The 24,468-nt window shown below is 45.6% G+C and carries 18 protein-coding genes and 2 pseudogenes; 11 read left to right on the top strand and 9 right to left on the bottom strand.

What is annotated here, in order from left to right:
• Positions 1 to 515: 515 nt before the first annotated feature.
• The 3 genes from H6G00_RS11890 to H6G00_RS11880 form a co-directional block, all read right to left on the bottom strand.
• Positions 516 to 1,274: an SDR family oxidoreductase gene (locus tag H6G00_RS11890; RefSeq protein WP_190796882.1), complete on the bottom strand. Its 759-nt coding sequence runs from the start codon at positions 1,272 to 1,274 to the stop codon at positions 516 to 518.
• Between the two features lie 63 nt (positions 1,275 to 1,337).
• Positions 1,338 to 2,072 carry an SDR family oxidoreductase gene (locus H6G00_RS11885; RefSeq protein ID WP_190796881.1) on the bottom strand — a complete coding sequence of 245 codons (735 nt, stop codon included), beginning with the start codon at positions 2,070 to 2,072 and terminating at the stop codon, positions 1,338 to 1,340.
• A 33-nt stretch (positions 2,073 to 2,105) separates the two neighbouring features.
• Positions 2,106 to 2,873 (bottom strand): SDR family oxidoreductase, encoded by a 768-nt coding sequence (locus H6G00_RS11880; protein WP_190796880.1) that lies wholly within the window; start codon positions 2,871 to 2,873, stop codon positions 2,106 to 2,108.
• Between the two features lie 194 nt (positions 2,874 to 3,067).
• On the opposite strand from H6G00_RS11880, the gene H6G00_RS11875 reads away from it, so the two are divergent.
• The 3 genes from H6G00_RS11875 (at position 3,068) to H6G00_RS11865 (ending at position 5,438) form a co-directional block, all read left to right on the top strand.
• Positions 3,068 to 3,985, top strand: a complete 918-nt coding sequence (locus H6G00_RS11875) for an AraC family transcriptional regulator (RefSeq protein WP_190796879.1) — start codon at positions 3,068 to 3,070, stop codon at positions 3,983 to 3,985.
• Between the two features lie 392 nt (positions 3,986 to 4,377).
• On the top strand, positions 4,378 to 4,896 hold the full coding sequence (locus tag H6G00_RS11870; protein WP_190796878.1) for a winged helix-turn-helix domain-containing protein: 519 nt from the start codon (positions 4,378 to 4,380) through the stop codon (positions 4,894 to 4,896).
• Positions 4,872 to 5,438: an IS630 family transposase gene (locus H6G00_RS11865; protein WP_190796877.1), complete on the top strand. Its 567-nt coding sequence runs from the start codon at positions 4,872 to 4,874 to the stop codon at positions 5,436 to 5,438. The genes H6G00_RS11870 and H6G00_RS11865 overlap by 25 nt, the downstream gene beginning before the upstream one ends.
• 36 nt (positions 5,439 to 5,474) lie before the next feature.
• Here the strand turns inward: H6G00_RS11865 and H6G00_RS11860 are convergent.
• A pseudogene (locus H6G00_RS11860) lies at positions 5,475 to 6,468 on the bottom strand (IS630 family transposase); the annotation flags it as partial.
• Between the two features lie 191 nt (positions 6,469 to 6,659).
• The gene (locus H6G00_RS11855; protein ID WP_190796876.1) at positions 6,660 to 6,881 is read right to left on the bottom strand and encodes a hypothetical protein; all 222 of its coding nucleotides are present in this window, start codon (positions 6,879 to 6,881) and stop codon (positions 6,660 to 6,662) included.
• A gap of 267 nt (positions 6,882 to 7,148) precedes the next feature.
• On the opposite strand from H6G00_RS11855, the gene H6G00_RS11850 reads away from it, so the two are divergent.
• Complete coding sequence (locus H6G00_RS11850) at positions 7,149 to 7,364, top strand: hypothetical protein (RefSeq protein WP_190796875.1); 216 nt, start codon at positions 7,149 to 7,151, stop codon at positions 7,362 to 7,364.
• Positions 7,365 to 7,401: 37 nt separating this feature from the next.
• Here H6G00_RS11850 and H6G00_RS11845 read toward each other — a convergent pair whose 3' ends face one another.
• Positions 7,402 to 7,929 (bottom strand): hypothetical protein, encoded by a 528-nt coding sequence (locus tag H6G00_RS11845; protein ID WP_190796874.1) that lies wholly within the window; start codon positions 7,927 to 7,929, stop codon positions 7,402 to 7,404.
• 360 nt (positions 7,930 to 8,289) lie between these two features.
• Here H6G00_RS11845 and H6G00_RS11840 point away from each other — a divergent pair, with 360 nt between their 5' ends.
• Both H6G00_RS11840 and H6G00_RS11835 read left to right on the top strand, forming a co-directional pair.
• Positions 8,290 to 9,162, top strand: a complete 873-nt coding sequence (locus H6G00_RS11840) for a DNA-processing protein DprA (protein WP_190796873.1) — start codon at positions 8,290 to 8,292, stop codon at positions 9,160 to 9,162.
• 9 nt (positions 9,163 to 9,171) lie between these two features.
• The gene (locus H6G00_RS11835) at positions 9,172 to 9,807 is read left to right on the top strand and encodes a hypothetical protein (protein ID WP_190796872.1); all 636 of its coding nucleotides are present in this window, start codon (positions 9,172 to 9,174) and stop codon (positions 9,805 to 9,807) included.
• 382 nt (positions 9,808 to 10,189) lie between these two features.
• On the opposite strand, the gene H6G00_RS11830 is transcribed toward H6G00_RS11835, so the two are convergent.
• Complete coding sequence (locus H6G00_RS11830) at positions 10,190 to 10,501, bottom strand: NfeD family protein (protein ID WP_190796871.1); 312 nt, start codon at positions 10,499 to 10,501, stop codon at positions 10,190 to 10,192.
• Between the two features lie 405 nt (positions 10,502 to 10,906).
• Between H6G00_RS11830 and H6G00_RS11825 the strand changes: the two genes are divergently transcribed.
• The 5 genes and pseudogenes from H6G00_RS11825 (at position 10,907) to H6G00_RS11805 (ending at position 18,049) form a co-directional block, all read left to right on the top strand.
• On the top strand, positions 10,907 to 13,585 hold the full coding sequence (locus H6G00_RS11825; protein ID WP_190796870.1) for a hypothetical protein: 2,679 nt from the start codon (positions 10,907 to 10,909) through the stop codon (positions 13,583 to 13,585).
• A 337-nt stretch (positions 13,586 to 13,922) separates the two neighbouring features.
• A complete protein-coding gene (locus tag H6G00_RS11820; RefSeq protein ID WP_190796869.1) occupies positions 13,923 to 15,146 on the top strand; it encodes a hypothetical protein in 1,224 nt (407 codons plus the stop codon).
• Between the two features lie 1,281 nt (positions 15,147 to 16,427).
• Positions 16,428 to 17,405, top strand: a complete 978-nt coding sequence (locus tag H6G00_RS11810) for a tyrosine-type recombinase/integrase (RefSeq protein WP_190646604.1) — start codon at positions 16,428 to 16,430, stop codon at positions 17,403 to 17,405.
• Positions 17,406 to 17,446: 41 nt separating this feature from the next.
• Positions 17,447 to 17,616 (top strand): annotated as a pseudogene (locus tag H6G00_RS35295) (NYN domain-containing protein); the annotation flags it as partial.
• A gap of 187 nt (positions 17,617 to 17,803) precedes the next feature.
• The gene (locus H6G00_RS11805) at positions 17,804 to 18,049 is read left to right on the top strand and encodes a hypothetical protein (RefSeq protein ID WP_190646603.1); all 246 of its coding nucleotides are present in this window, start codon (positions 17,804 to 17,806) and stop codon (positions 18,047 to 18,049) included.
• A gap of 610 nt (positions 18,050 to 18,659) precedes the next feature.
• Here H6G00_RS11805 and H6G00_RS11800 read toward each other — a convergent pair.
• The gene (locus H6G00_RS11800) at positions 18,660 to 19,073 is read right to left on the bottom strand and encodes a response regulator (RefSeq protein ID WP_190796867.1); all 414 of its coding nucleotides are present in this window, start codon (positions 19,071 to 19,073) and stop codon (positions 18,660 to 18,662) included.
• A gap of 216 nt (positions 19,074 to 19,289) precedes the next feature.
• A complete protein-coding gene (locus H6G00_RS11795) occupies positions 19,290 to 23,915 on the bottom strand; it encodes a PAS domain S-box protein (protein ID WP_190646601.1) in 4,626 nt (1,541 codons plus the stop codon).
• Positions 23,916 to 24,468: the final 553 nt, after the last annotated feature.

Genomic DNA, 24,468 nt, shown 5'->3' with positions numbered 1-24,468 from the left:
CGTCTAACAGCATTTCAGGCCCTCCAGAGTCAGCAGGGTTAGCATAATAGCAGAGTTGTTCCCGTACTCTACATCTCTAGAGTGACGGGTATGCTATTTTCCCGCAAGTCCCTAATTGGGCTTTCACCCTCCTGCCTGAAGAATTATCGCCTTAAGAAGAAATTTCTGATTGAGGGGATTCACTGGGTGTACATAAATTCTGGCCGTCGCACGATTCTCTATAACGTAGAACTCCTCTGTGATTGGGTTGCAACCCGGACTGATCCTGAACAGCATCAGCGAACCATTGAGGTCTATCTTCATGCTCAATCGAGTAAACGGGTGAAGAAGCGAGGGAGGCAGAGGTAGCGGTGCTTCCTTCCTCAGCAGCTTTAAGGCACGTTGACGTGGTCGATTAGAAGCTTAATCATGATGCTGTATCTGTCATGTGCCATAGCGGTCAACATCTATCTGTCTTGATTGCAGCCACTGCTACAACTCCACATCGAGGAGGATAGCAACGCAATTGGCTGGATTTAGTTTGCTGTAAATCCGCCATCTATGACTAAAGGTTGTCCCGTGATATAGCTAGCAGCATCAGAGCAGAGAAATACAACCGCTTGAGCGATTTCTTCTGCCTGACCCATGCGCCCCATTGGTACTGTAGAGGCTAAACTATCCGCCGTGCTGCCCCCTTGGTCAACGAGGCGATCGATCATATCAGTCGCAATCAAGCCAGGATTAATCGCATTGATCCGAATGCCCTGTTTGGCATAGTCAAGTGCTGCCGAGCGCGTCAGCCCCATGACTGCATGTTTACTCGCAATATAGGGAGACACCCCTGGAAATCCAATCAGACCACCCATCGAGGAGTTGTTGACAATTACCCCAGATCCTTGAGATAGCATTTGCCCAATCTCATATTTCATGCACAAAAACAGTCCCCGCACGTTGATTGCCATGAGTTTGTCAAAGTCCTCAACTGATTGTTCGTGCAAAGGTTTTGAGGGTGGATCAATCCCTGCATTGTTGAAGGCACAATCGAGTCGTCCAAAAGTCTCGATCGTTCTCTGCACTAATGCTTTGACATCTTCCTCACTCGATACATCTGAACGGACGAATAAGCATTCAGTGCCAGTATTCCGAATCAGCGCAGCGGTTGCCTCTCCTTCTGGGTCGCGTCTACCTGAAAAAACAACCTTTGCACCTGCGGTTCCCAGTGCGAGAGCCGTCGCTTTACCAATTCCTGACGTGGCTCCAGTGACTAAAGCGACTTTGTTCTCAAGTGTAATCATGCTTACCTCTATTTTAGAGTTAGTGCGAGTGAAAGGTTAAACGTTCCAGTTTTCTAGTAATGCTTACATCATTTGGCGAATCGGACGGACGATCACTTCGTTAACATCAACATCGTCTGGCTGTGACACCGCGTACAAAACTGCTCTAGCGATCGCGTCTGAAGTCAACGCAGTTTTGCGAAGTTCTTGCAAAAAACCTCTAGATGTATCATCTGTGATATCAGAGCCGAGTTCGGTCTCAACCACACCAGGGGATATGGTGGTGACGCGAATATTTTGTGATTCCTGACGTAACCCTTCAGATATTGCCCAAACTGCATACTTAGTGGCGCAGTAAACTGCCGCAGTGGGTGCTACCACATGGGCACCAATAGACGCAGTATTAATGAATTGTCCGCCACCTTGCGCTTCCATAATCGGTAGCCCCGCCGCGATACCGTTTAATACGCCGTGGATATTCACGTTAATCATGTTGTCCCATTCCTCGACCTTCAAAGCATTCAGTGGGGAGAGGGGCATTACACCTGCATTGTTAAAGATCACATCTACGCGACCAAACTTATCTTTAGCAAACCCAACGAACGCTTTCACATCTTCGCGATCGGTGACATCAACCGCTTTGAATTCTGCTGTCCCACCAGAGACGTGAATCTCCTCGACTAGTTTTTCTAGCCTATCTGTCCGCCGTGCCCCTAAAACGACTTTTGCACCGTTCTGAGCAAGCAGCTTTGCGGTAGCTTCACCAATGCCGCTACTGGCTCCGGTAATAGCAATCACTTTGTTTTCTACATTCAACATGATGGTTCTCCTGACTGTTGAGGTGGATTGGAATTAAATCGACTGACCCCCAGAGACTTCAATTCTCTGAGCATTCACCCAGCGATTGTCTTCGGAGAGCAACGCTGCGATCGCCCCGCCGATATCATCTGGAACCCCTACGCGCCCTAAAGCCGTTTGCGATGCAATGAATTGATTGATCCCTGGATTGTCACGCACAGAGCCTCCTGCAAAATCTGTTTCGATCGCGCCCGGAGCCACAACATTGACGGCAATCTGTCTGTGTCCTAGTTCTTTCGCCATGTATCGGGTCAGCACCTCAATTGCGCCTTTCATGCTGGCATAAGCTGAGTAGCCCGGCAGCGTAAAGCGAGCAAGACCCGACGAAAGATTCACAATCCGTCCGCCGTCCTTGAGCAGTGGCAAAAGCTTTTGGGTGAGGAAGAAAACGCCCTTAAATTGGATGTTCATCAATCGATCAAAATCGTCCTCAGTGGTTTCGGTAAACGGCTTATTGATCCCAATCCCCGCATTGTTCACCAGAAAATCAAACTGCTCGGTCTGCCAGTTGTCTTGAAGTGTCTGTTTGATTTGTGCCACAAATTTATCAAAGGTTTTCGTATCAGAAGTGTCGAGTTGCAGGGCAACGGCTTTACCACCGATTTCTGCGACCTCAGAGACAACACTGATTGCTTCTGCCTCGCTGCTGCGATACGTCACGATCACATCAACCCCTTTTTTAGCGAGTGCCAAAGCAGTATTTTTGCCCAGTCCTCGGCTCGATCCTGTCACCAATGCTATCTTCGACTTGTTGTTTGTCATTGCCTTCTCTTATGGGTTGTACGTCAGTCGATTGTCAGTTTTCTTCTTAGGGCATGGTTTTATCGTAGGCTTGATCAGTGATCGCATGAATACACAAACCTAGCGGATGATTGCCTAATCCTCCCAAATAGAACATAGGCATCGGAAAAGTTTCCTTATAATGAGCGCATGAGAAAAGTTAAATCAAAGACAGTATGACAATCGAGACACTGAGCTATGAAACCGCGATTGGCAAGTGTAGAGAATTAGCAGCATTGGTCGATCGGCACACGGATGGCAAGGGAAACGGTGCCCATGCCACTGCGATCGCTCCTTTAGAGTTCATGCGGCAATCAGACACTTCTAAAGCCATGCAGGGTGTCAGTGAACCAATTCTTGGCATTGTGGTGCAGGGCAAAAAAGAAGTATTACTGAATGAAGAAACCTATGAGTATGGCGTAGCTCAATATCTGGTGGTTTCGGTGGATTTGCCACTTTGTGGAGGTGCGATCGAGGCAACACCTGATGAGCCGTATTTAGGCTTTAAGCTAGATTTAGACCCCGTTCAACTCTGTGACATCATTGTCCAAACGAACTCAGGCATCGGTCAGAAAGAATCAGTGAGAGGTTGGTTCATCAGCGATGCCGAGCCATCGTTAATTGATTGTGCAATTCGGCTAACAAAGCTGTTAGAGACACCGCAGGATATTCCGTTCCTGGCACCAATGATCATTCGCGAAATCTACTATCGTCTTCTAATCGGTGAGCAAGGCGAAGCGGTGCGTCAAATTGCCACTTCTGGTAGCAACATGCAGCGCATTGCTGAAGTAATCAAACGGCTCAAAGCAGATTTTACCCGACCGCTGCGGGTTGAGGAACTGGCTGAGCAAGCGAATATGTCTTCTTCATCGTTTCACCGTCACTTCAAAGCCGTCACCTCCATGAGTCCACTGCAATACCAAAAACAATTGAGACTCTTGACCGCGCGTCAGATGATGCTTGCTGAGAATGCTGATGCGACCCAGGCTGCTTATCAGGTTGGGTATGAGAGTACCTCACAGTTCAGCCGCGAATATGCTCGCATGTTTGGTGCACCGCCCATGCGAGATATTGAGCGGCTGCGAGTTGCTTAAATGTTGTCTGTCTGTGAATCCCAAATGCATCGTCGAAAATGGCTCTCTTCAGCAAGGGGATTGAGATTTACCCGTTGAGGTTTGTCCCGTAGAACAATTTCGTTGGAACTGACACGCAAAAATAGTCGTGACGTTATCGGCTGCTACGCGCGGTTTAGCTCAATTTGCAGCGTTCAACTGTATAGAATACAGGTTGCGTTGTAGTCATCAGATGTTGCTGATGAGTCTTACTCCCTTCCCATCAAAAGATTAGGCAACAAGTGAGAAGATGAAATTGAGCGTTTTTTGCACCTGTTCTGCTGAGAGAAACTGATTGGAAGTGAGAAACTGCTCTAACTGTTGTTCAATATGATACGGAATCGGGTTATGGAGTAGCACTATAAGATAGGAGGATGGGACGCACAATTACACTGGCAAAACACCTCAGTCGTGAGGAATTAAAAACTCGCTATCAAAACAGCAGTGACCGGGTTGAGTCGCGACGCTGGCACTTGCTATGGCTTGTCTCACAACAGTGGTATCTGCTTGATGCAGCCGAGAGCGTGGGGATGAGCTATTCCTACGCTCGTAAGGTTGTTCATGCTTACAACAGAGAAGGAAGTGAGGCGATCAGGAATGGACGGCAAGGGCGACAGATGATAAGTCGTGCCTTGCTGAACGCGGTTCAACAGGAAGAACTCGACCAAGCCTTGCAGGAACCACCTGAGGATGGTGGAATCTGGAATGGACCGAAAGTGGCACAATGGATTGCCAAGCGAACGGGTCGGCAGAAGGTTCATCCTCAACGAGGATGGGATTACTTGCAGCGGCTCAACTACAGTGGGCAGCGTCCTCGTCCGAGTCATGCGAAGGGGGATGCAGAAGCTCAAGCTGCATTTAAAAAAACTTGCCGCAACGAGTTGAGCAATTGAGACAAGCTTATCCTCAGGCTGAAGTTGAAGTTTGGGCGTTTGATGAGCATCGCTTGGGGCTCAAACCCATTATTCGCAGAGTGTGGGCAAAGCGAGGACAGCGCCCAAATGCGCTCGTGCATCATCGCTATCAATGGCTTTACCTGTATGCGTTTGTTTGTCCTCATACCGGACAAAGCGAGTGGCTCATCCTACCCAGAGTAAGTGTGGCTTGGTTCAACCGAGCTTTGCAGGTGTTTGCTCAAGCAGTCGGAGCAGGAGCCAACAAACAGATCGTGCTGGTGATTGATGGAGCAGGTTGGCATCGAGCTAAGCAAGTTGTTGTACCAGAAGGTATTCATCTAGAATTTCTGCCTCCCTATTCTCCAGAACTGCAACCTGCTGAACGGTTATGGCAGTTGAGTGATGAACCACTAGTCAACCGCAAATTTGAGAACTTAGATGCCCTCGAAGAAACGTTAGCATCTCGTTGTCTTACTCTTTCAGCAATGCCAGACACCATTCGTGGACACACACTTTTCCATTGGTGGAAGGAGAAATAAAATAGTGTCACTTTACGATCCGGATTCCGTATGATTGAGGGTTGTGCCAACCGGAAGATGATGCAGAAACCTCAATCGCAACAAATGAATCACATACTCGACTAGATTCATCTTTGGAGAATAAGACGGAACATAGAGACATTCCACCGTAATTGCTTTTGCCAGTCCCATTTGCTGAAGATGCACCGCTAACTGAGTCTGCATTTTTTGCTTGTGAGTTGGATTGTTATCGAGAATGATGCAGAGTTTGGTGTAGCCAAGTTCTACACAGTCCAAACATAACTCTGCCAAATACTCAGAAACATCATCTGTTTTCGAGCCAGGGCTGAGGCGGAAGAACTCTTCTCCACTGAGAGCGTCAACGCATAACAACCCGTTGAGTTTGTGGCGAGTGCGTTCATCACTGATGACCTCTGGACGAGTATTGCGTTCTGCCCAGCCATAGAACAAACTGGGACGATCATAGACGGCAAACTCGTCAAAAAACACAGTGCGCTCATCCGGTTGCACGGATTGAAGTTTTTTTTACTATCTCGACCCACTCTTGCTGGGCGATGGGGTCTGCGTTGGCGTAATCACGGTGAGCACGTTGATAGGATAACCCCAACTTCTCCAACAGTTCATAGATCCGGGAGTCTTTCAACTCCAGAGCGAAGCGTTGAGCAATGACCTGCGACAGGATGGCTCCCGTCCACATCTGCCGCTCAATTCCATAGTCTCTTGGGCGTTGAGTCAGCACCATGACCTTGAGTTGCTGTTGTTGCTCAGCGCTCAGACGACTCGGTTTTTGATGGGTGATGGGGCTAACCAGTTGGCTCAATCCGCCCTCAAGATATTGCTTGATCCAATGGGTCAACGTATCGTAGCTACATCCCATCTGCTCACACACCGCATTGCGACGATGACCTTCTTGAAGTAATTGAATGGCATCCAATCGCTGACGAATGTACTGTTGCTGATGACGGTAGTATAGTTTCTGCCATTCATCGGGGTCGAAAGGCTTTGCTTGTAGGGCTTGTGTTTGATTCATTTCTCTCTCATGCTTTGCCCAATCTTATGCCGGGAAGGGAGTAGCTAATTCAACATACCGGCACAAGGTTGTTCATGATGCTATTTCGTTAGTCAGTAAATCTATCGGTAGCCCTCTTTTTTATCAGACAGGTTCATAAGTAACATCTTTATAATTATTTTAAGAGGACAGGATCAACTGAAACGTCTAGTTTAGGGATGCTGCTGTTTCGTTTCACCTTTTTCAAGCTGCTTTTCAGACTCTATCTGCTCTAAACGCTCCCGAATTAGCACACGTAATTTTGCTGCCAAGGGGAGCTCTGTCCATGCAACATCGTCCCGACAGTTCTCAACTCGTTCACGAATATCACTGATATCAACTGAGATGCGATCGCGCTGGCTCACTAAAGACTCGTCATCGTATGTGCCATTCATTATGGTATCTCCTGGGTGCGTATTAAGAAAAATTGCGTCTTATGGCATCCAATGGAATCCATTAGATTCTCTCGTGCTATCCTAGCACCCAAGGTGAAAGCCTTTCGTCAGGTTCGCTTACAGGAGCTTGTGCTTAGGACATCTCATCAGAAGTGTTTTCATCAATCAGGTGATGGGAGCGTGATAAAGCCTCAGAAATCCTACTAGCTGTTAGGAGGATTTCTGTCTTCTAGTCCACTATGTCCCCAAAATGAAAAGGAGGTTTTCATGTCAGAAGGTAGTGTGCCGAGTTTGAAGACGCTGATTCAACCCTGTAATAGCGGTATGTGCCCAGCCCTTTACAGTGATGAACAGGGAAGGATTTTTGTGCAAGGAAAAAGGCTCAGCGGGAACAATCGCTCTACGCTCACTGTTTCTGATTGTGAAGAGGTTGTCCAGATCACTCCAGAGCTGATAGATTTTTTGCGATCGCAACTACTGTAATCCCCTCTGAATATTAAGCACGATGCTCCCTTAATCTTTAGGTACAGGGAGCATCTTTTTTGCTTACTACCATTTCTTGCGGGAAAAGCTCAGTTTCTACAAATTGGCAAAAGTCGTCCGAATGCACCGTCCGTACATGTTTCCAATGAGCCTGAACTGACTGATACGCAAAGACATCTTTAGCATCTCGCTTAAAACCCTCAAAATGCGTTGAGCTGATAATTCCATTAACGAAGTTAAGGTAGCCGATCAGTACTTGGTTGATGAGAAACTCAGCAATTTTCTGTAATTCCCAATCCTTCGGGTCGAGATTATTAGCTTTGGTAAAGCTTTCTAGAAGAGAGGGGTTATTAAGAATTCCAAGAAAGAGCTGTCGATGGGCATCTACAATGCTGTACTGAGCAAGGCTATAACTGCTTGCAACTTGATGTTTGACTTGTTCAATGAGTATTTGAACAGTTTGCCTCGTTGTGAGCCAAAGGAAGATGTTGGTAATAGTAGCAATGCAGGTAAGTGCTACCATCAACAGTTCTGTAAGATTACCTATATTAACGTTCCATAACATAGACTTCCTTCCCAGCAGCTAGTCCTTTTGTTAAGGAAACTGTAGAGGATTTCTTCTATACGTCAATCTCAGTGGGCTGTGAGGCTTCTACAAACACGTTCTATATTTTTCTTTGAGGGATGTCCTAATACGTCAGAGCACCACGTAAGAGAATAACGAGGAAGCTTGTACTACTTGAATGGTATAGATGCTAACGAAGAACCTCATTTCGTCAACACCTTCATCTTGTGAGGTTTATAGTACATTTGTACTATAATGTGTATACTGGAACTTACTGGACAAGAGTTCAGAGAACACACCAAATGTGGTACAAAGTATCAACTGCACGTTTAATTTCGTGCTTTCTAGAGGAACGTAGACATGCTTGTTGAGGATGTCATAAGCCCTGTTCGTGAGATTGCGTCCTATGAAGCGTTGTGGACTAAATACCCAACGATTCCAAAGCTTGCTGAACTTTTTAGACGTGCTGATCACGCAATTCCTTCGGCTGTTGCTGCTTCTCAGGGAATTCCTCCAAAGCACGTTGAGGAGGTTAAGGATTACATCAAGGATCTCCTTCCTTTTACAAGCTATGGAGCGCTTTTTTACAGGGATTTTGAGTATCCAGAGAAGCTTCGAGATGCAGTACACCCTATTGAGGTTCTTTATTACCAAGGCGCTCTTGATCTCCTCTCTTCCCGATCAGTCTCGGTAGTAGGCGCACGGAAAGCAACGGAAGAAGGAAAGCGTAGAGCACGAAAGCTTGCACGGCTCCTCGTTGAACACGGCTTTACAGTAATGTCTGGGCTTGCTCAAGGTATTGATACAGAAGCCCACGAAGCAGCTCTCGAAGCAGGAGGGAGAACTATTGCCGTTATTGGCACAGCTCTTCATGAGACTTACCCAAGGGGAAATAAGAAATTGCAGCATGAGATTGCGAAGCACCACCTCTTAGTCAGTCAAGTACCCTTCTACCATTATTCTCACCAAGACTACCGAAGGAACCGTTTCTTCTTCCCCGAACGGAACAAAACGATGTCTGCTCTCAGTGAAGCAACAGTTATTGTTGAAGCGTCTGAGACAAGCGGAACCTTGATTCAGGCGCGAGCAGCACTTGAGCAAGGAAGAAAGCTTTTTATACTGAACTCGTGCTTCGAGCGGGGGTTGTTGTGGCCAGAGCAGTTTCTGGCTAAAGGTGCTGTGAGAGTTTTCGATGGGTCTGAGATTCTTGCCCTCCTTGACAGTGGAACTTAAAGCACCTCAATGAGTGAGATCCGCTGGAGGAAGACAGATGCTTCCGACTGGCTTCAACATTGTCCAGAGCATGAAAGCTTCTACCTCGTCTATGGTCGTATCTATACACCTGGTGAGGGCTATAGCTTCTCTGAAACAAACAACCTTATCTCTAATTTGAAAGCGTCTCCTCAACAGCAGCAGCGGTTGAGATACAAGAGGCTTGCTATGGAGAAGTTTGCAGCAGAAGTAATTGATCTATTTACCGACGGTTTGAAGAAGACATCATCACTTGTTCTCGTGCCAATGCCACCGTCAAAGGCAAAAGATCATCCAGACTACGACAATCGCATAGAAGTCGTTGCTCAGCGAGTCGCAGAAGCGTTTGAGAATATTGTTTGCCTACCGCTTCTTGTTACGATTGAAAGCCACGAAGGATACCATACGAGCGGAGCATCACGAGAAGCAGAAGATATCTATAACTCAATAGCTGTTGATGAAGAGATCACGGGTTACTACTCAGAAGGAAGTACCTTTGTCATCCTTGATGACATCCTTACAAGTGGTGCACATTATGCGGCTGCACGGAGGAAGCTGCTTGAGCGCTTTTCCAATACTGAGGTGAAAGGACTTTTTTGGGCGAAGTCTCAATACATGGACGTTTGAGAGAGAAGTTTCCCTAAACAAATAAATTTTTCCCTCATAAGTCATGCACATCTGAACACCTTTGCGAAAGCTTTCAGATGCACTCAGCTCACTGGTTACCCGATCGAACTAGCTTCAGCTAAGACTTTCAAAAATAATTGCGATCGCCAAGCCACATAAAATTGTGAAGCCAGCTTTACCAAAGAGTACTAGAACAGTTGTAAGAAATCCCCAAGCAAAACTCATATATCCAAAGACAGAGAGCAGTAAACATAGAATGACAAACAGAAGAAGGGCTAGAAAGTAGAAGCGAATACTGTGTGAAATTAGCTGAAATAAACGGCTGTGATGATATGGTTGACGCATGGTAGAGTCCTTAAAAATTTCAAGAGAATCAGAAAACTTAGATGGCATTCTCCACTCTAGGATGAAGAATCGGACGAACAAGCCATGTTGTTCCCGATCTCTCAAGAACCTCGACAATCGCTCCAGGTAGTAGCTCTTCATTGCCGTCATAAACACCAAACCATGAGGTAGCTTGGAAGGCAATTCGTCCTCGTCGCCCTGGTTTTATAGTTTCTACAACAACACCACAATTCTGGTAAGAGTGAGTGAAATAAATTGGAGAAGGCGGGTCAACTTCTACAAACAAAAAGCTACGAACTTCAGGTATCGAAGGAATTAATTGCAGCATATTAGGAATGGATTGAATCATCTTGGAAGAAGTTAAAAACTTCTCTTACTATTAGTATGCCTATTTTCTTACGGGTACATAGACCTACTAGTAAGTGTTTTTGTAAGTTGATGTTGAGTATCTAGGCTGATTGACGACAAATCTTCTGATGTAGGTTGAGTGGAGCAAAGCGAAACCCAACTCCTGCCTCGATTCTGTTGGGTGAAGCAAAGCGAAACTCAACCTATGGCGTATCAGTGGTTCTAGGAGTTTTGTCAGTCAACCAGGTATTTAAGTCGAAAAAAGTAAGCGTAGGTACTAAATTTTAGTAAGCCAATGTCAAGAAATAGAAGTAAGAAAGTAAGAAAAAGTCAATAAAAGTAAGTCCAAGTCACGGTAAACTTCTTATCTAGAGCAAGGGTGCAGATGTAAATCTACCATTTAGTTATGAACAGCGAGGAGATCGATAGCATCGATAGCATCGTGCAAGCCGTGGAGCGCTTGTTGATTGAAAAACAGATACGTAGAAAACCGCTAACACATTCTCAGTTAGCTATTCTTCGGGGTAGTTTGAATTATCGCAACCTGTCTTACGAGGAAATAGCTGAGGAAAATAACTATGCACCCACGGGACTGAAGGAAACGGCATCAAAGCTTTGGAGAAATATTTCTAATGCTGTTGGGGTGACTGTTAACAAAAAGAACTGCCAGAGTACGCTTATACAGTATTTCCGCACGCCTCCTAGCGATTCTCAAGTAGCAGCAATTCAAGATCGGGAATTATCTCCTCTTATTGGTCGTCAAAGAGATTTGGAGGAACTGACAACAGCACTCTTCAATGGGCACTATATTATTACCATTTGTGCTCCTGCTGGTTGGGGAAAAACAGAGCTATGCAGACATCTGCTACGTCGTGTTAGAGATACATTTGAGCATGTTGTGCTTTGTCATGCGTCAGAAGTTTTGAGTCCTTTAAAGCTGTACGGAATCTTGTCACAAAGGTTAAATAACAATGCACCAGTGGGAGAAGGGGCAAGTATTATTAGCGGAATCCTGCGACTATTGAGGCAGAAGAAGTGCTTGATTGTCATTGAGGAAACAGAAATTCTGTACTGTTCGCATACACGTGCTGGAATCTTTCGGGAAGAGAGCAGGGGTTATCAGGAACTACTTTCCCGACTTGCGGAGGATTTTGAGCAAAAAAGCTGTGTTCTATGGGTTAGTCAAGAAGCATGTAGTACTTTTCCTACAGTGACAACAGTTTACAACCATGACCTAAAGGGGATTTCGTCAACAGAATCACAAGCACTCGTAAAACGGCACCTTCATCAGAGAGAACTTACGGGAACCGAAGCGGACTGGCAACAATTTACAGAGTTTTGTGGTGGCAGTCCAAAACTATTACAGACCTTGGCTGAACCGATCACACAGTTTTATGAAGGAGGAATCGCTGATTTTCTTGCAGCAACATCTCCAAAATTAGGAACATCGGCTACTACTGCCCTGCAAAAGTTAGTACAACGGGTATCACCAGTAGAAAATACTGTACTATACTGGCTGATGCTGCAACCTAGTACTTATCAGGAACTAGTTCATCTAAGCTCTGAATACACTTCTGAACGTGATTTGTATGGAGCATGGGAGTCGTTAACAACAAATCGACGATTATTGGTACGAGAAGACAAGAAGAGCTATCGCCTACATCCACCAGCACAGACAATAGCAGTTGCTCAGCAATTTGTTGCTCTAATTGTCGGAGAACTAAAGACAGCAGCACCTCGTTTGCTTCATCAGTATCCGCTACTGCAAGTGACTGCACCAGCTTACCGTCAAGCCTGGCAACATCAACATGTTTTAGATCCTATTGCTCATGAGATTCAAGAAGTTTGTCGGGAAGAGCAGCACCTGATATACGAATGTTTAAGGCAAATGTTAATGCGCCTTAAAGAGGACGGTAGTAACAGCCGGAGTTATGCGGCTGGCAATATTTTGAATATTGCTGGTGTCCTTGGGTTATCAATGGCAGAGACAGATTTCTCTAACCTCCCTATCCGGCAGGCTGATCTAAGGAAAGTCAACTTAGAAAGCGCATCCATGCAAAACTGCATATTTGTAGGGACAATTTTCCCAGAAGGTCTCGTTTCACCGTTAACAACGGCTCTTAGTCCAGACGGTCGAACATTAGCTATCGGTGACGCTGTTGGTCATGTATTGCGCTATAAGCAGGAAGGTGAGGTCTTTCAACTGAGTAGCTCCTGTTGTCTGTCTCAAGGAGTTACTGCCCTTACTTTTGGCACCGGAAGAAACACAGCTTTACTAATTGCGGTGGAAGATGAAATCTATGCTTGGTGGCAAGAAGCTTCTCCAGTAAACCTCATTAAACTACAAGATACATCAGCTCCGGTATCATGTCTCGCTCAAGGGACACACGGTCGTGTGGCAGTTGGTCTAGCAAATGGGCAAGTAGTTTACTGGGACGACTTAGATACTTCTTTCCTAGCATCTCTGGCACACACGACACCAGTTCAACAGCTAGCTTTTAGTCCTGATGGCTCTTATCTGTCCAGTCGGGGAGGAGACTGCATTCTAACCTGGCAAATTTCCATTGAAGAGGGTTCATTATCTAAGCTTGATGAAATTTTTCCGAACTGGTCCAATGGATTTTTAGCAATGAGCTGGGATCAGGCACACCTTCTACTAGCTGAAACAGAAAGGTCAAGAATTTCACTGCACAGAGGTGAAACGTTGCTTGTAGAATTCGATATGACTGAGGGGAATGTATTAGCCTTGTCATTTAGTAGTAACAGCAACTACTTAGCTGGCAGCAGTGATATTGGTACTGTTTGTTGCTGGGAAACTGCAAAACAGGGAGAACCGAAAGTCTTTTCCCACTTTTCATCTCCACCATTAGAGATATCTTTGAATCATGATGGTCAGTATTTATTAACTAATACTAAATCTATCCAGGCAGAGGTTCAACTATGGGAAGTAGAGAGACGACGTTGTTTGTGGAAAATACAACCTTCCTCTATAGGCACTTTTTGGCTGGAGCTAAACTTACAAGGTGCACAGGGTATCTCTGAACCAGCACAGACAGTTTTAAGGGAGTTAGGTGCCGTTTTTTGATGCCTCTCGCATCATTAGGAAATGATACTTCAAGAAATGTATCAATTGTCACGGTTTGCCACTGGATGACATGGTGTATTATTTTAGAGAAAAAATATTCTGCTTCAATACCGATCCACAACTTGGAGGAACTCTTCAATCTTTTCAAAAGGTTGGGAGAGGTTAAGTCCTTTTCCCTTTAAGCTAGTTGGTCTGCACCTACGTGTTTGCAGCCTGTTTTGCGGATTTATGACGAAAGAGCGTAGAGCTTTCCTGTTTTTTGCTCAAAACTTTTTCTCAGACTGTTAGGTTGAAGTTTGGCTTGTTCTGTCTGTACTAATGGACACGGGCTGCAAATATGTTCCTACCCGAAGAAGATGCTTGGATGTTCTGCCGCCGACCGGACATTCCTGAGACTCAGGTAATTTATGATTACGTGGGGCAGTTAGCAGAGCAACCGTCAAAAGATGCGCTAGATGCCTTATTCAATATGCTCTGGCACCGCAATGGCGGGTCAAATTACGAAGTTTGCACTGTGCTAGATAAGCTAACACAGATGTCAGACTATAAGGTAAGAGGGCTACAGATAATTAACCGCTGCTTCTACACCATTGGGAACCCTTGGCAATTGGATAAGGATCGGCACGGTGCTTTACACGAAATGATTGTGCGGATAAAAGAAACACCTTTAGAAAAGGGACAAAGCCAAACAGTTCGACTGATGCGAGAACTGATGCGAGAATATGCAAGCAGTGAATTCTATAAAGTGCTCAAAATGCAGCAGCATTTTCTAGAAATTGATGCTTCTGTACACCAACAGGCTTTTGGAAGTCATATTAAGGATTACTTTTTTATTCACATTACTGCTGGAACAACCCCCGATCTCCCAAACTCTCTTAAGAGTAGTTTTAAGAAGCAACAAGACCGGAAACTTACTCAGTTACAAAAGAGCTTGCAGGCTTTCGATGCTAGTTATGGCAAAACTGGGAAGAAACATGCCCCCAATCCAACCCGGCTTGTAGATACTGAATTGCGGCACGCTCTATTTGACTATTCTCCTAATAGGAAGAATGGAAAGAGCTATTATGTGCAAGCTAATCAGTTTCGAGCAGCAAGCCCTAATTTTTCAACAATGGGCGAGTTTAAGGCCGCAATATATGAGCTTGTTCTTGCACCACTATTGGAGGCTAATGCTCAATACGGGAAAAGTCAGTTTAGCCAGCAGATGTGGAACGTAATGTCTGACGCTCAAGCAGACAGACTCCCAGTAAACAACACATCAATTAATACCTTGTTTTGGAGGTTGTTAAACTTTCTAATTTGTCATGATCTCCAAAAACCAGGCGGTGTGTACCTTTATAAGCTAGTTCACGATGTAGGCTACCAAGTTGTTACGGGAATGCTACTAAATGCAGTATTGGCCTGCCAAATGGCACGATATAGCTTAGAAAAATGCTTTGCACGTCTGTTCCACCGAAATGAAGAGACTCCTAGCCAAAGAATTATGTGGCTAGTGAACGCGTTTGAACATATGAACGTGGCCCTAGCTTTGAATTCCAGAGTGGCAGGATATTCTGTATAAGCAAAGCTCAAATAGGTGGGACAGTTAAAGACAACTTGTGTGAGTTACCCTGTTCAAGATTACAATAACTGTTAATCAGTTCAGTATTACTCAACATTACAAGCAACGCACATTATACGTCTGCACGAAAGAGGCTGCTTGACTGTCACTCAAGCCACTTCTTAGATGCCGAAATTTAGTTTAGTGCTCCTGCATAGATACACCACCATAGGCAAGAGAAGTCGATGCTACGTCCCCTTAGTAACTCTTACTGGCGAATGCTACAAGAGTTTCGGCAATCTCAGCAGCGGACAAAACATAGTCCACATCAACGTGACTTACAGCGGTTGTCATTTGAATAAGCCACACGAACTAGCAGTTCAACGAGCTACTGCTTAATGCCTTCCTGTGGCTTACTAATCTGAAAAGCGCTGTAAGGCGTGTTGCGGTAAGCAAGGAAATTGTGCCTCTTCGGGATCTTGAACTGTTGCAATTCTATCCCCCTGCTTGATTTCATATAACCCAGCAGTCCCGTCATATAGAACCCATTTGAGGTCTATGGATTTCCTAACCGCTTGAGCATTAATCGGATAAAACACAGGTTGATGATTACCGACGTGAAGTAACAGGTGATAGTATTTTGTTCCCAGCGATAGCTTTATCAGCAGCTCTGCTAGGCAGAAGAAAGCTCTACGAGAAAGTACAAGCTATTAGGGAAGAGCATCTTCCTCATTGCAATCTTCAGTTTTGGTATCCAGATGATAGCTCCGAGGAACATATTTACACGAATAGTGACTTCCATGGAGCTACCCTGTCTCACGTTCGTGTTGAGCATCCTATGAACGAGTACCTAGCTCAAGTCTTTGGCGAGTGTGAACATTCTCCCCAAGTTAATTCGCTCTCAGCAGCTAAACATGGTTTATGGCCTATAGTTCTTGTTGCTTGTCGCCATTATCGCCTTCCTCTTCCTTTGCATTTGTGGAAAGGGTTTTATACTGCTCAACAGGGAGACGAGTCACAATAAGAAGAGGAACTTCTATCTGCCTTTCAGGTTTTCTATCGGAGCAAGTTTACGGGTCAGGACAATTGTGCAAGCAGTCTTGCACAATTGTCCTATCGGATATGCTTCTGCAAGCGAACCGCTTCATCCTTCTACCCTTGGAGGAGGACAGATGCGTCCGATTGGCTTCAACATTGTCCAGAGCATGAAAGCTTCTACCTCAAGACATTTTCCTATGACATAATCCCTCTTTATGTAATAGTCTCTACCCGTAAGAAATTTATCTCTTTCAAAGGGCGCTTATGGTTCACGAACCTGTAATACATTCTTCTCATTCCGTAACGTACAAAGATGTTCGTTCTGCTATTCCGCCAATCGTTCTGAATGCGGGTGAGCGAGCAAGCCGCCGCTTTGTCGAGTTCTTCCTGGTTAGCATTCGCAATGAAAACACACGAGCAGCTTATGCACAGGCAATCAGACAGTTCCTTGAGTGGTGTGAAGGACGGGGAATGGAACTTACGGATATAAGTTCACTGGCGATCGCTGCCTATATAGAACGTCATCTAGGCTCTCCACCAACGGTCAACCAGCATCTCTCTGCAATTCGCTCTCTTTTTGCCTGGTTAGTAGAGGGGCAGGTTTTGAGCAGTAATGCAGGGGAAGAAGTGCGAGGCGTGAAACATCGGGTGAAGTGTGGGAAGACCCCAGTGCTTTCTGATAAAGAGATGGTAGAGCTTCTAGGAAGTATTGATACTTCATCTGTTATTGGGCTTCGCGATCGCGCCTTGATTGGCGCGATGTTCTACAGCTTTGCTCGAATCAGTGCAGTTTTAGGAATGAACGTGAAGGACTATTTTCCCAAGGGAAAGCGCTATTGGTTTCGACTCCACGAGAAGGGCGGCCGGTATCATGAGCTGCCCGTGCATCACAAGGCTGAGGAATATCTTGACCTTTACCTGGACGAAGCAGGTTTACGAGAGCAAAAGGATGCTCCCCTTTTTCAAACCTCTCCTGGTAAGAGCCGGAAGCTGACGGGCGATCGCCTTCAGCGCCAGGAAGCATGGGCTATGATTAAGCGACGGGCAAGCAGGGCTGGAGTGACTACGGATGCATGTAACCACTCCTTCCGAGCAAGTGGCATCACTAATTTCCTTCGGAATGGCGGCAGCAGAGATTCAGCGCAACGGATAGCAGCACATGAAGACATCCGTACTACTGCACTCTATGACCGACGTGGAGATACTATCAGTCTTGATGAGATTGAGCAGATTCGATTGTAGGTGTTAGTGGATCTAAACACTCCATCATTCACCTTTTACAAATTTTAGTCAGTGGTAACGGAACGCTCACCTATGCAGTGATAACGTCAGCTACCTGGGAGTACGGGTAGAAGTTGTTAGTCTTCGCTCCATGACAAGTGACTCGTTACTGACTGTAGCAGATGCTCATATCGATTTAGCGCAAATAAAAGAGCAGATTCACAAACGGTAGGGGAGCTACATAGTGTTGTAGAGTTTTACAGTTAATTTGAGATTGCTACAGTCCGCCACGAATGTAAATTGCTTCTAAGGTAATACGATCCCCAATTAAAAGTGACGCTCCTGATAGAGAAAGAAAAGCTGGCTTAACCAGTACAACATTAGCTATGAGGACATCACTTCACGAGAATGAGGTCATTATGGCTGCAACTATTACAAAAGTACCCCAGTTTCGCAAAGGTGAGAGAGTTAGGTTTGCGGGCGGAGTTGGCACCATTAAGAGCTACCAACTAGAAGCGAGTAGCTGGACCTATGCAGTTGAAATGGATATGGGACCAGAGCTAGAAATGAGTAGAATTGGCTACGAAACGACTATTCTATTGAATGAGGTTGATTTGACTCCTCAAACAGTGACCTTTTCCTCTGAGTTAGCAATCAGCGCTTAGTTCAGGCCCGTTGGTGAAATCACTCAAACAGGACAAAGTTAGAATTACGAAAGGATTTCACTTTAATTTTAACCAAGTGATGTCAAAGAAGTATTAAACGATGAAGACGATGGTAGCGCGTTCGCGTCGCCGTTGTGGTCATGGGGCAGTCTTGAGGAGGACTGCCTTTTTTGTGAATTCATCAAACTAGAAAATACTCAACCGCCAATTGGTGACACAAGCCTACGCTAAAACTCAATTCTCAAGTGTTCTGCACTTCCTTTTAACTGTTGATAAAGCTTCTCAATTTCCGTTTCTGCTTCTTCTTCAGTCATCTCCCCGTAGTCGAGTAAGCAGCAAATATGTTGTATGCGCTGTGAAAACTCTTTTAAGTTAGAACTCAATATCAAATGCTTTAGAGTAAAGTTATCCTGATACGAATTATTCATGATACTTGCTGTAGCAAAAGCTTGACTTGAAGTTCAGTTTGTTAAGGGATTACTGACAAGAATTAGAGAGTAATTAAATCTTGTCGGTTTAGGCAATCTTTTTTCATCTGCAATTGAATACTATAGTTGCCCTTCTGTCCGATACCGAAGAGGGTGTTGAACCCCTGCTTACCCCTTTAACCTTATGGATCAATGAGTTGCTTGGGCTGTAGGATTGTCTGGACTCTTTTAAGTAAATCGTCAAAGTCAATAGGTTTGCGAATGAAACCATCGGCTCCGGCATCAAATCCATCTGCGGGCGTAGGTTCACTGTAGCCTGTTACTAGGAGGATGGGAATAAACGGGAGAGATGGGTTTTGTCGAATCCGACGAGTAACTTCAAACCCATTCATCCCCGGCATCATGACATCGAGCAACACTAAATCTGGTGGATAAGATGCAATCCTTTGTAGTGCTGCATGACCATTATCAGCAACTTCGACCTGATAACCCTCAGTCTCTAAAACCGTTTGTAGTAGAACGTAGTTATCAGGCAGATCATCAACCACTAAGATGCGGTCGCCATTAGTAAAGGATTCAAACGACGGGCTGTTCATCAAACAATCACAAATTGGACAGAGGAAACAACTCCATTCTCACCATTGGAGTTGCTCAGTTCACTCTCACTTAAGAATGAGCTTTTCTATCTAAAGGTTGTTGTGTTTAGTATCGTTGATTCTACTACCCTGCTCGATTTAATCGAATAACTGATTGCTACTCATGGGGTTTTCCGGTTATGAATTGGTGAATTCAGAAGCTACCAGGTTATTCTGCTAAAGTTCACCGATGCTATTCTCCTTTAGAAGATTGGTAATCCCGCTAATTAATCTCTCCGGCTCGATTGGTTTAGCAAGGTGCATCTGAAAACCTGCGGCGATCGCCTGTTGCTGGTCAATTTCTCCGGCGTAAGCAGTTAAGGCGATTGCCGGTATCTTTCCTTGCTCTGGTGCAAGGGTTCTGATTTGCCGTATCAGCATATATCCGTCAATATCAGGCATTCCCACATCTGAAATCAGTACTTTTGGTGAGAACACTTTTAACTGTTGTAGTGCCTCAGTTGCAGAAGCCACAACACGCACCTCTGCTCCGGCTTGTTGCAAGATGAATTCAAGCAACTCGCGGATGTCATTATCATCATCGACGGCTAAAACTCGCAATCCAGACAGGTTGGCGATGATTGAAGGTTCATCTTCTTCATCAACTCTGACTGGGGATGGCATTAGAGGCAGTTGCACCGTAAACGTAGCTCCCATGCCCTCACCCGGACTTTCTGCCCAGACCGTGCCACCATGCAATTCGGTGATGTGACGCACGATCGCCAATCCCAACCCTAATCCACCAAACTTGCGAGTCGTCGTGCCGTCTTCCTGCCGGAAGTAATCAAACACGTAGGGTAAAAAGTCAGAGCGGATGCCTTTACCTGTATCCTTGACTTGAATTTGAATCTGGTTATTGCTCTGCTCTAGTCGAATCTCTACGGTTCCTCCGGCCGGTGTAAACTTCACGGCGTTGGTCAGCAAATTCCAGATTACCTGTTGCAGACGAGCCGCATCTCCCATAACTTGGTCTAGATCCAGATTAAATGTTCTTTGAATTTGAATTCCTTTGGCTTCTACAGCAAGTCTTACTGTTTCTAATGCAGCTTCGATGGTGTTAATCAGACTGACGGGTGTAATGTTCAGCACAAGCTTACCGCGCAGAATCCGAGAAACATCCAGTAGATCCTCGATCAATTGGGTTTGTAGTTTGGCGTTTCGTTCAATGGTGGCTAAAGCCTGCCGTGTCTTCTGTTCATCTAGTTTCTGAGTTTGCAAGAGCCTTGACCAGCCCAAGATAGGATTGAGTGGCGATCGCAACTCATGAGATAACACGGCGAGAAATTCATCTTTAATGCGATTGGCGGCTTCTGCCTCCTGCCTTGCAAGCTGTTCGTTGGCTAAGAGCCGCTCCCGCTCCTCCTCCTCTCGCTTCCGTTCAGTGATATCGAAGTTTACACCAATGATCCGAACGGGTTGATTGTGCTTGTCCTGAACAACAATTCCCTGACTCGATAGCCAGCGCACGCCTCCATCAGGTCTAACAATGCGAAATTCAGTGTGGAAACTCCCTCCCTGCTCCAACACTTGTTCTGTCAGTTGTTGAGCAAGAGGCAGATCATCGGGATGAATGAACTGGAAAAAAGCATCAGCACTTAACCGATTGCTGTCTTTATCCATGCCAAATAGTTTGTACTGATTCACATCCCATTGCTGAACGTTTGTTTCCAGATTCCATTCCCATGCTCCCATACAGCCAGCATCTAATGCTAATCGCAACCGTTCCTCACTCTGTCGTAGAGCTTCCTCAGATTGTTTACGATCAGTCATGTCAGTATGAGTTCCTAACATTCGTAGAGGTTGCCCATCAGTATCCCATGCAACAATCTTGCCAATCGAAAGAAGCCATTTCCAATCTCCAGATTTCGTGCGCTGACGGAACTCGACTCGATAGGTATCTATTTTTCCGGCAACATAGTCTTCATAGGCTTGATAGACCACCGCAACATCATCAGGGTGCAGGCGATCGCGCCACTTAGTATTGGTTTCTTGAAACTCATCTGGATCGTAGCCCAGCATTTGAGCGTAAGCTGGACTGACAATCGCATCTCCGGTTTGGACATTGAGATCGTAAAGCCCCTGATCTGCTGCTACTAATGCTAGCCGCAGCCGTTCTTCACTATCTCGCAGGGCGGCTTCTGCACGCTGTCGTTCCGTAATGTCTTGCAAAATCAGCAAAATCGCATTAACGCTACCGGGATCGTCATACAGTGGAGCGGCTGAGATATTCAGAATTACCTTCGAGCCATCGCGCTTACGGCGATAGGTTTCCACACCAAAAAAGACTTCTCCATTCGTGACTGCTTCTCGAAGCTGGCGACATTCTTCCTGCTTTTCTTCTGGAACTAGAGGCAGCAGTTGACCTAGAACTTCAGCTTCACTCCAACCAAATAGTTGCTCTGCGGCGGCGTTCCACAGTTGCACAGTCATATCAGGTTCAATCACTACAATCGGCAGTGGCGAAGCAGCAACGATCGTCTGTAACGTCTGCAAGGTTTGTTGGAGTTCTTGCTGAACTCGTTTGCGTTCGTCCTCAATGCGCTTGCGATCGCTAATATCAACTGATGTCACCCCTACACCCAAAACCTCCCCATTGGTCAGGCAAACAGGGAAATAATTGACCAAGGCATATCGCATCCGATCGGATGGATAAGTGACACCTACAATCTCTTGATTTAACAATGGCTCTTGGGTATCCATCACCTGTTGCAAAACGGGTGTAATAGCGGGTGCCCACTGCGGCAGTACGTCCCCAAGTGTTCGTCCCATATGTTCGTTTAAGGGAATACCGTTCGTTGCAGCCAAAGCTTCATTCACATGGATATAGCGTAAGTCACGATCAAAAAATGCAATGCCGATTGGTGAACTGGCAATTAAAGCATTGAGGGTTGTTTCGCTCTGCTGCAATGCCAATTCCATTTGTTTTCGCTTTGTGATGTCTACAGAAGCACAGGTAACGCCAACTGTTTCTCCATCCTCAGCTTGCAATGGCTCAACTGCCAAATCGTAGTAGAAAACTTGATTTTGCATCGTGACTTTGATTTCTTCGCGCACACCGCTTCCTGTTTCTAAAACGTGACGCTTGATGCGAGTGAGGATTGTGGCATCTTCTTCTGGCAAAAAATCCTGATCCTGCTTACCAATCACTTCTGTTGAGTGGAAGTCAAACGTTGGATTATAAACCCAGGTGTAACGCAAGTCTTGATCCTGATTAAAAACGGTAATGGGGGAGCTTTTTAAGGCAACGCGCAGCCGCTCTTCGCTCTGGTGCAAAGCTTCTTCAGCTTGTTTGCGTTCTGTGATATCAAATAGCAAACCATCCCAAGCCTCTCCATATTCAGTTTCCTGTGGACGAGAACGACCTTGAACCCACTTCAGGTGTCCTGATGGGGTGATAAGTCGCCCTTCCCATTGCCAGACAGCAGAGTTTTCAGTGGCGATCGCTACTGAATCTTGAAAGGATTGCAAATCATCGGGATGAACCAATCTGAAGAAAGCATCTGAATTCTGAAGAATCGTTTCGGGTTCCAATTCAACCAGTTCGCGGGAACCAGAACTGACGTAGGTAAAGGTAGGCGCACCATCAGCACCGGGAGCATAGCGATAAACCATTCCGGGCATATTGCTCACGAGCACTTGGAACCTGGCTTCACTTTGACGCAAGGCTTTCTCTGCCTGCTTACGTTCGGTAATGTCCCAAGCAATACCAAGGCAACCTGGATTTCCTTCAGCATCATGCGCTAGATTTGCCCAAATCTCTAAATCCACCATGCGCCCATCTTTGTGCTGATGCTGAGCCTCTAATCCATTTAGCGATCGTCCGCTTAAAACGGTTTGAATACTGGCAAGAAATTCTTGGCGGCGATGGGGAACGGTCGGCATAAACTGCCCGATCGCTTCTGCTGCGCTCCAACCAAAGATTTGCTCGGCTGCCCGGTTCCACACTCTGACAATTCCTTGTGGATCGAAAAAAGCAATGGCAACTGGACAAGCATCTAGCAGAGTTTGTAGTGTCTGATTCGTGCGCTGAAGTGTTTCTTCGGCACGTTTACGTTCGCTTAAATCCAGCACAAACCCTGTTATGGTCGTCTCGCCAGTCATGATTGCCCCATGCAAAACTGGAACACGAGAACCATTCTTCCGAACATACTCCTTCTCAAATGGAGAACAAGCTCCAGCCGTAATCAGTTCCTGAACTGCTTTGTTACTCACTTCTAAAGATTCTGGAGGGGTCATCTCATTCCAACGCAATCGCCCCGATCGCAGCTCTTCCTGGGTATAGCCGAGCATTTGCAAAAAAGCATCGTTGGCTTCTAGAACGGCTCCGTCCAACTCCGCTACCATCATCCCAATGATGTTGGACTCTGCTAAACAGCCAAACCGAGCTTCACTTTCTCGCAGGGACTTAAGATTTACTTCAGCCCTTCTTTGTGCGAGTCGTTGTGCAGCATTGAGCGAGCTGATCAGAATCGCTGCCATCACAAAAACGCCTAGCCGTACTAAAGTTCCTAAATCGGGGATACTTAGCACATAGATTGGCTCAGTCAGAAAATAGTTAATCGCAAGCGTAGACAAAACCGTCGCAACGATTCCCGGCTTTAACCCTCCATACCAGGCACTAACCATCACAGCGACAAAAAATAGTGAAGTCGGTGTTGTCTCAAGATAGGAGCCTAACAGCAAAGTAGTTCCTAAGGCTAAGGCAACTGATAGCAACGCTACACCATGGTGCAACAGTTGATCGGGTAATGCTGTCGTTCGCACTTGCAGACCCCGAAACAATTCTGAATTTCCCTCAGTCATCCGCTCTCAACTCCGTCTTCAGAAAATAAACCTCTTTAGGGGCAAAACATGTGGACGATAGAGCCTGGGTATTATGAGAATTTTTTCCCTGATGATTCGTCCCTACTCTTGGAAGATACCGCTGAATGCATTGCTCGATCTTTAGAATAAAGTGCTAATTAGCTTGAGCGCCAATGTGAAGGGTTGAATGTCAACTTCTTCTTAACGCACGATGCTATAAGCGGTTTCTAGCACTGTTACAAACCGCTACTGGCTGAGCGTTGCTGATTGCTAGAAGGCGGCGAATTAGGACAGCAACTTGCGATCTGCTTTAGCACGGTTATTTCCTTCAGCACGAAACTAAATAAGCTGATGCAGATTCAGGAATGCCAAAATTTATATGTTGAATTATCTATCTTCAGATAGATGCACTATCCATCGAATAATGATGCTTTAGCACGGTTGGTTTTCAACATTGACTTTGATGAACTAGAGCTACTGAATCTCACAAGTGAAGCCTTGTCTACTGCTTCAAATCTCTTAGAACAATATAAATCTACGCTCCTTTTAGCCC

The organism is Leptolyngbya sp. FACHB-541, assembly GCF_014695875.1.
Taxonomy (GTDB): Bacteria; Cyanobacteriota; Cyanobacteriia; order Elainellales; family Elainellaceae; genus JAAUTN01.
Note: the sequence above shows the minus strand (reverse complement) of the source record. Positions and strands in the feature narration are given on the sequence as shown.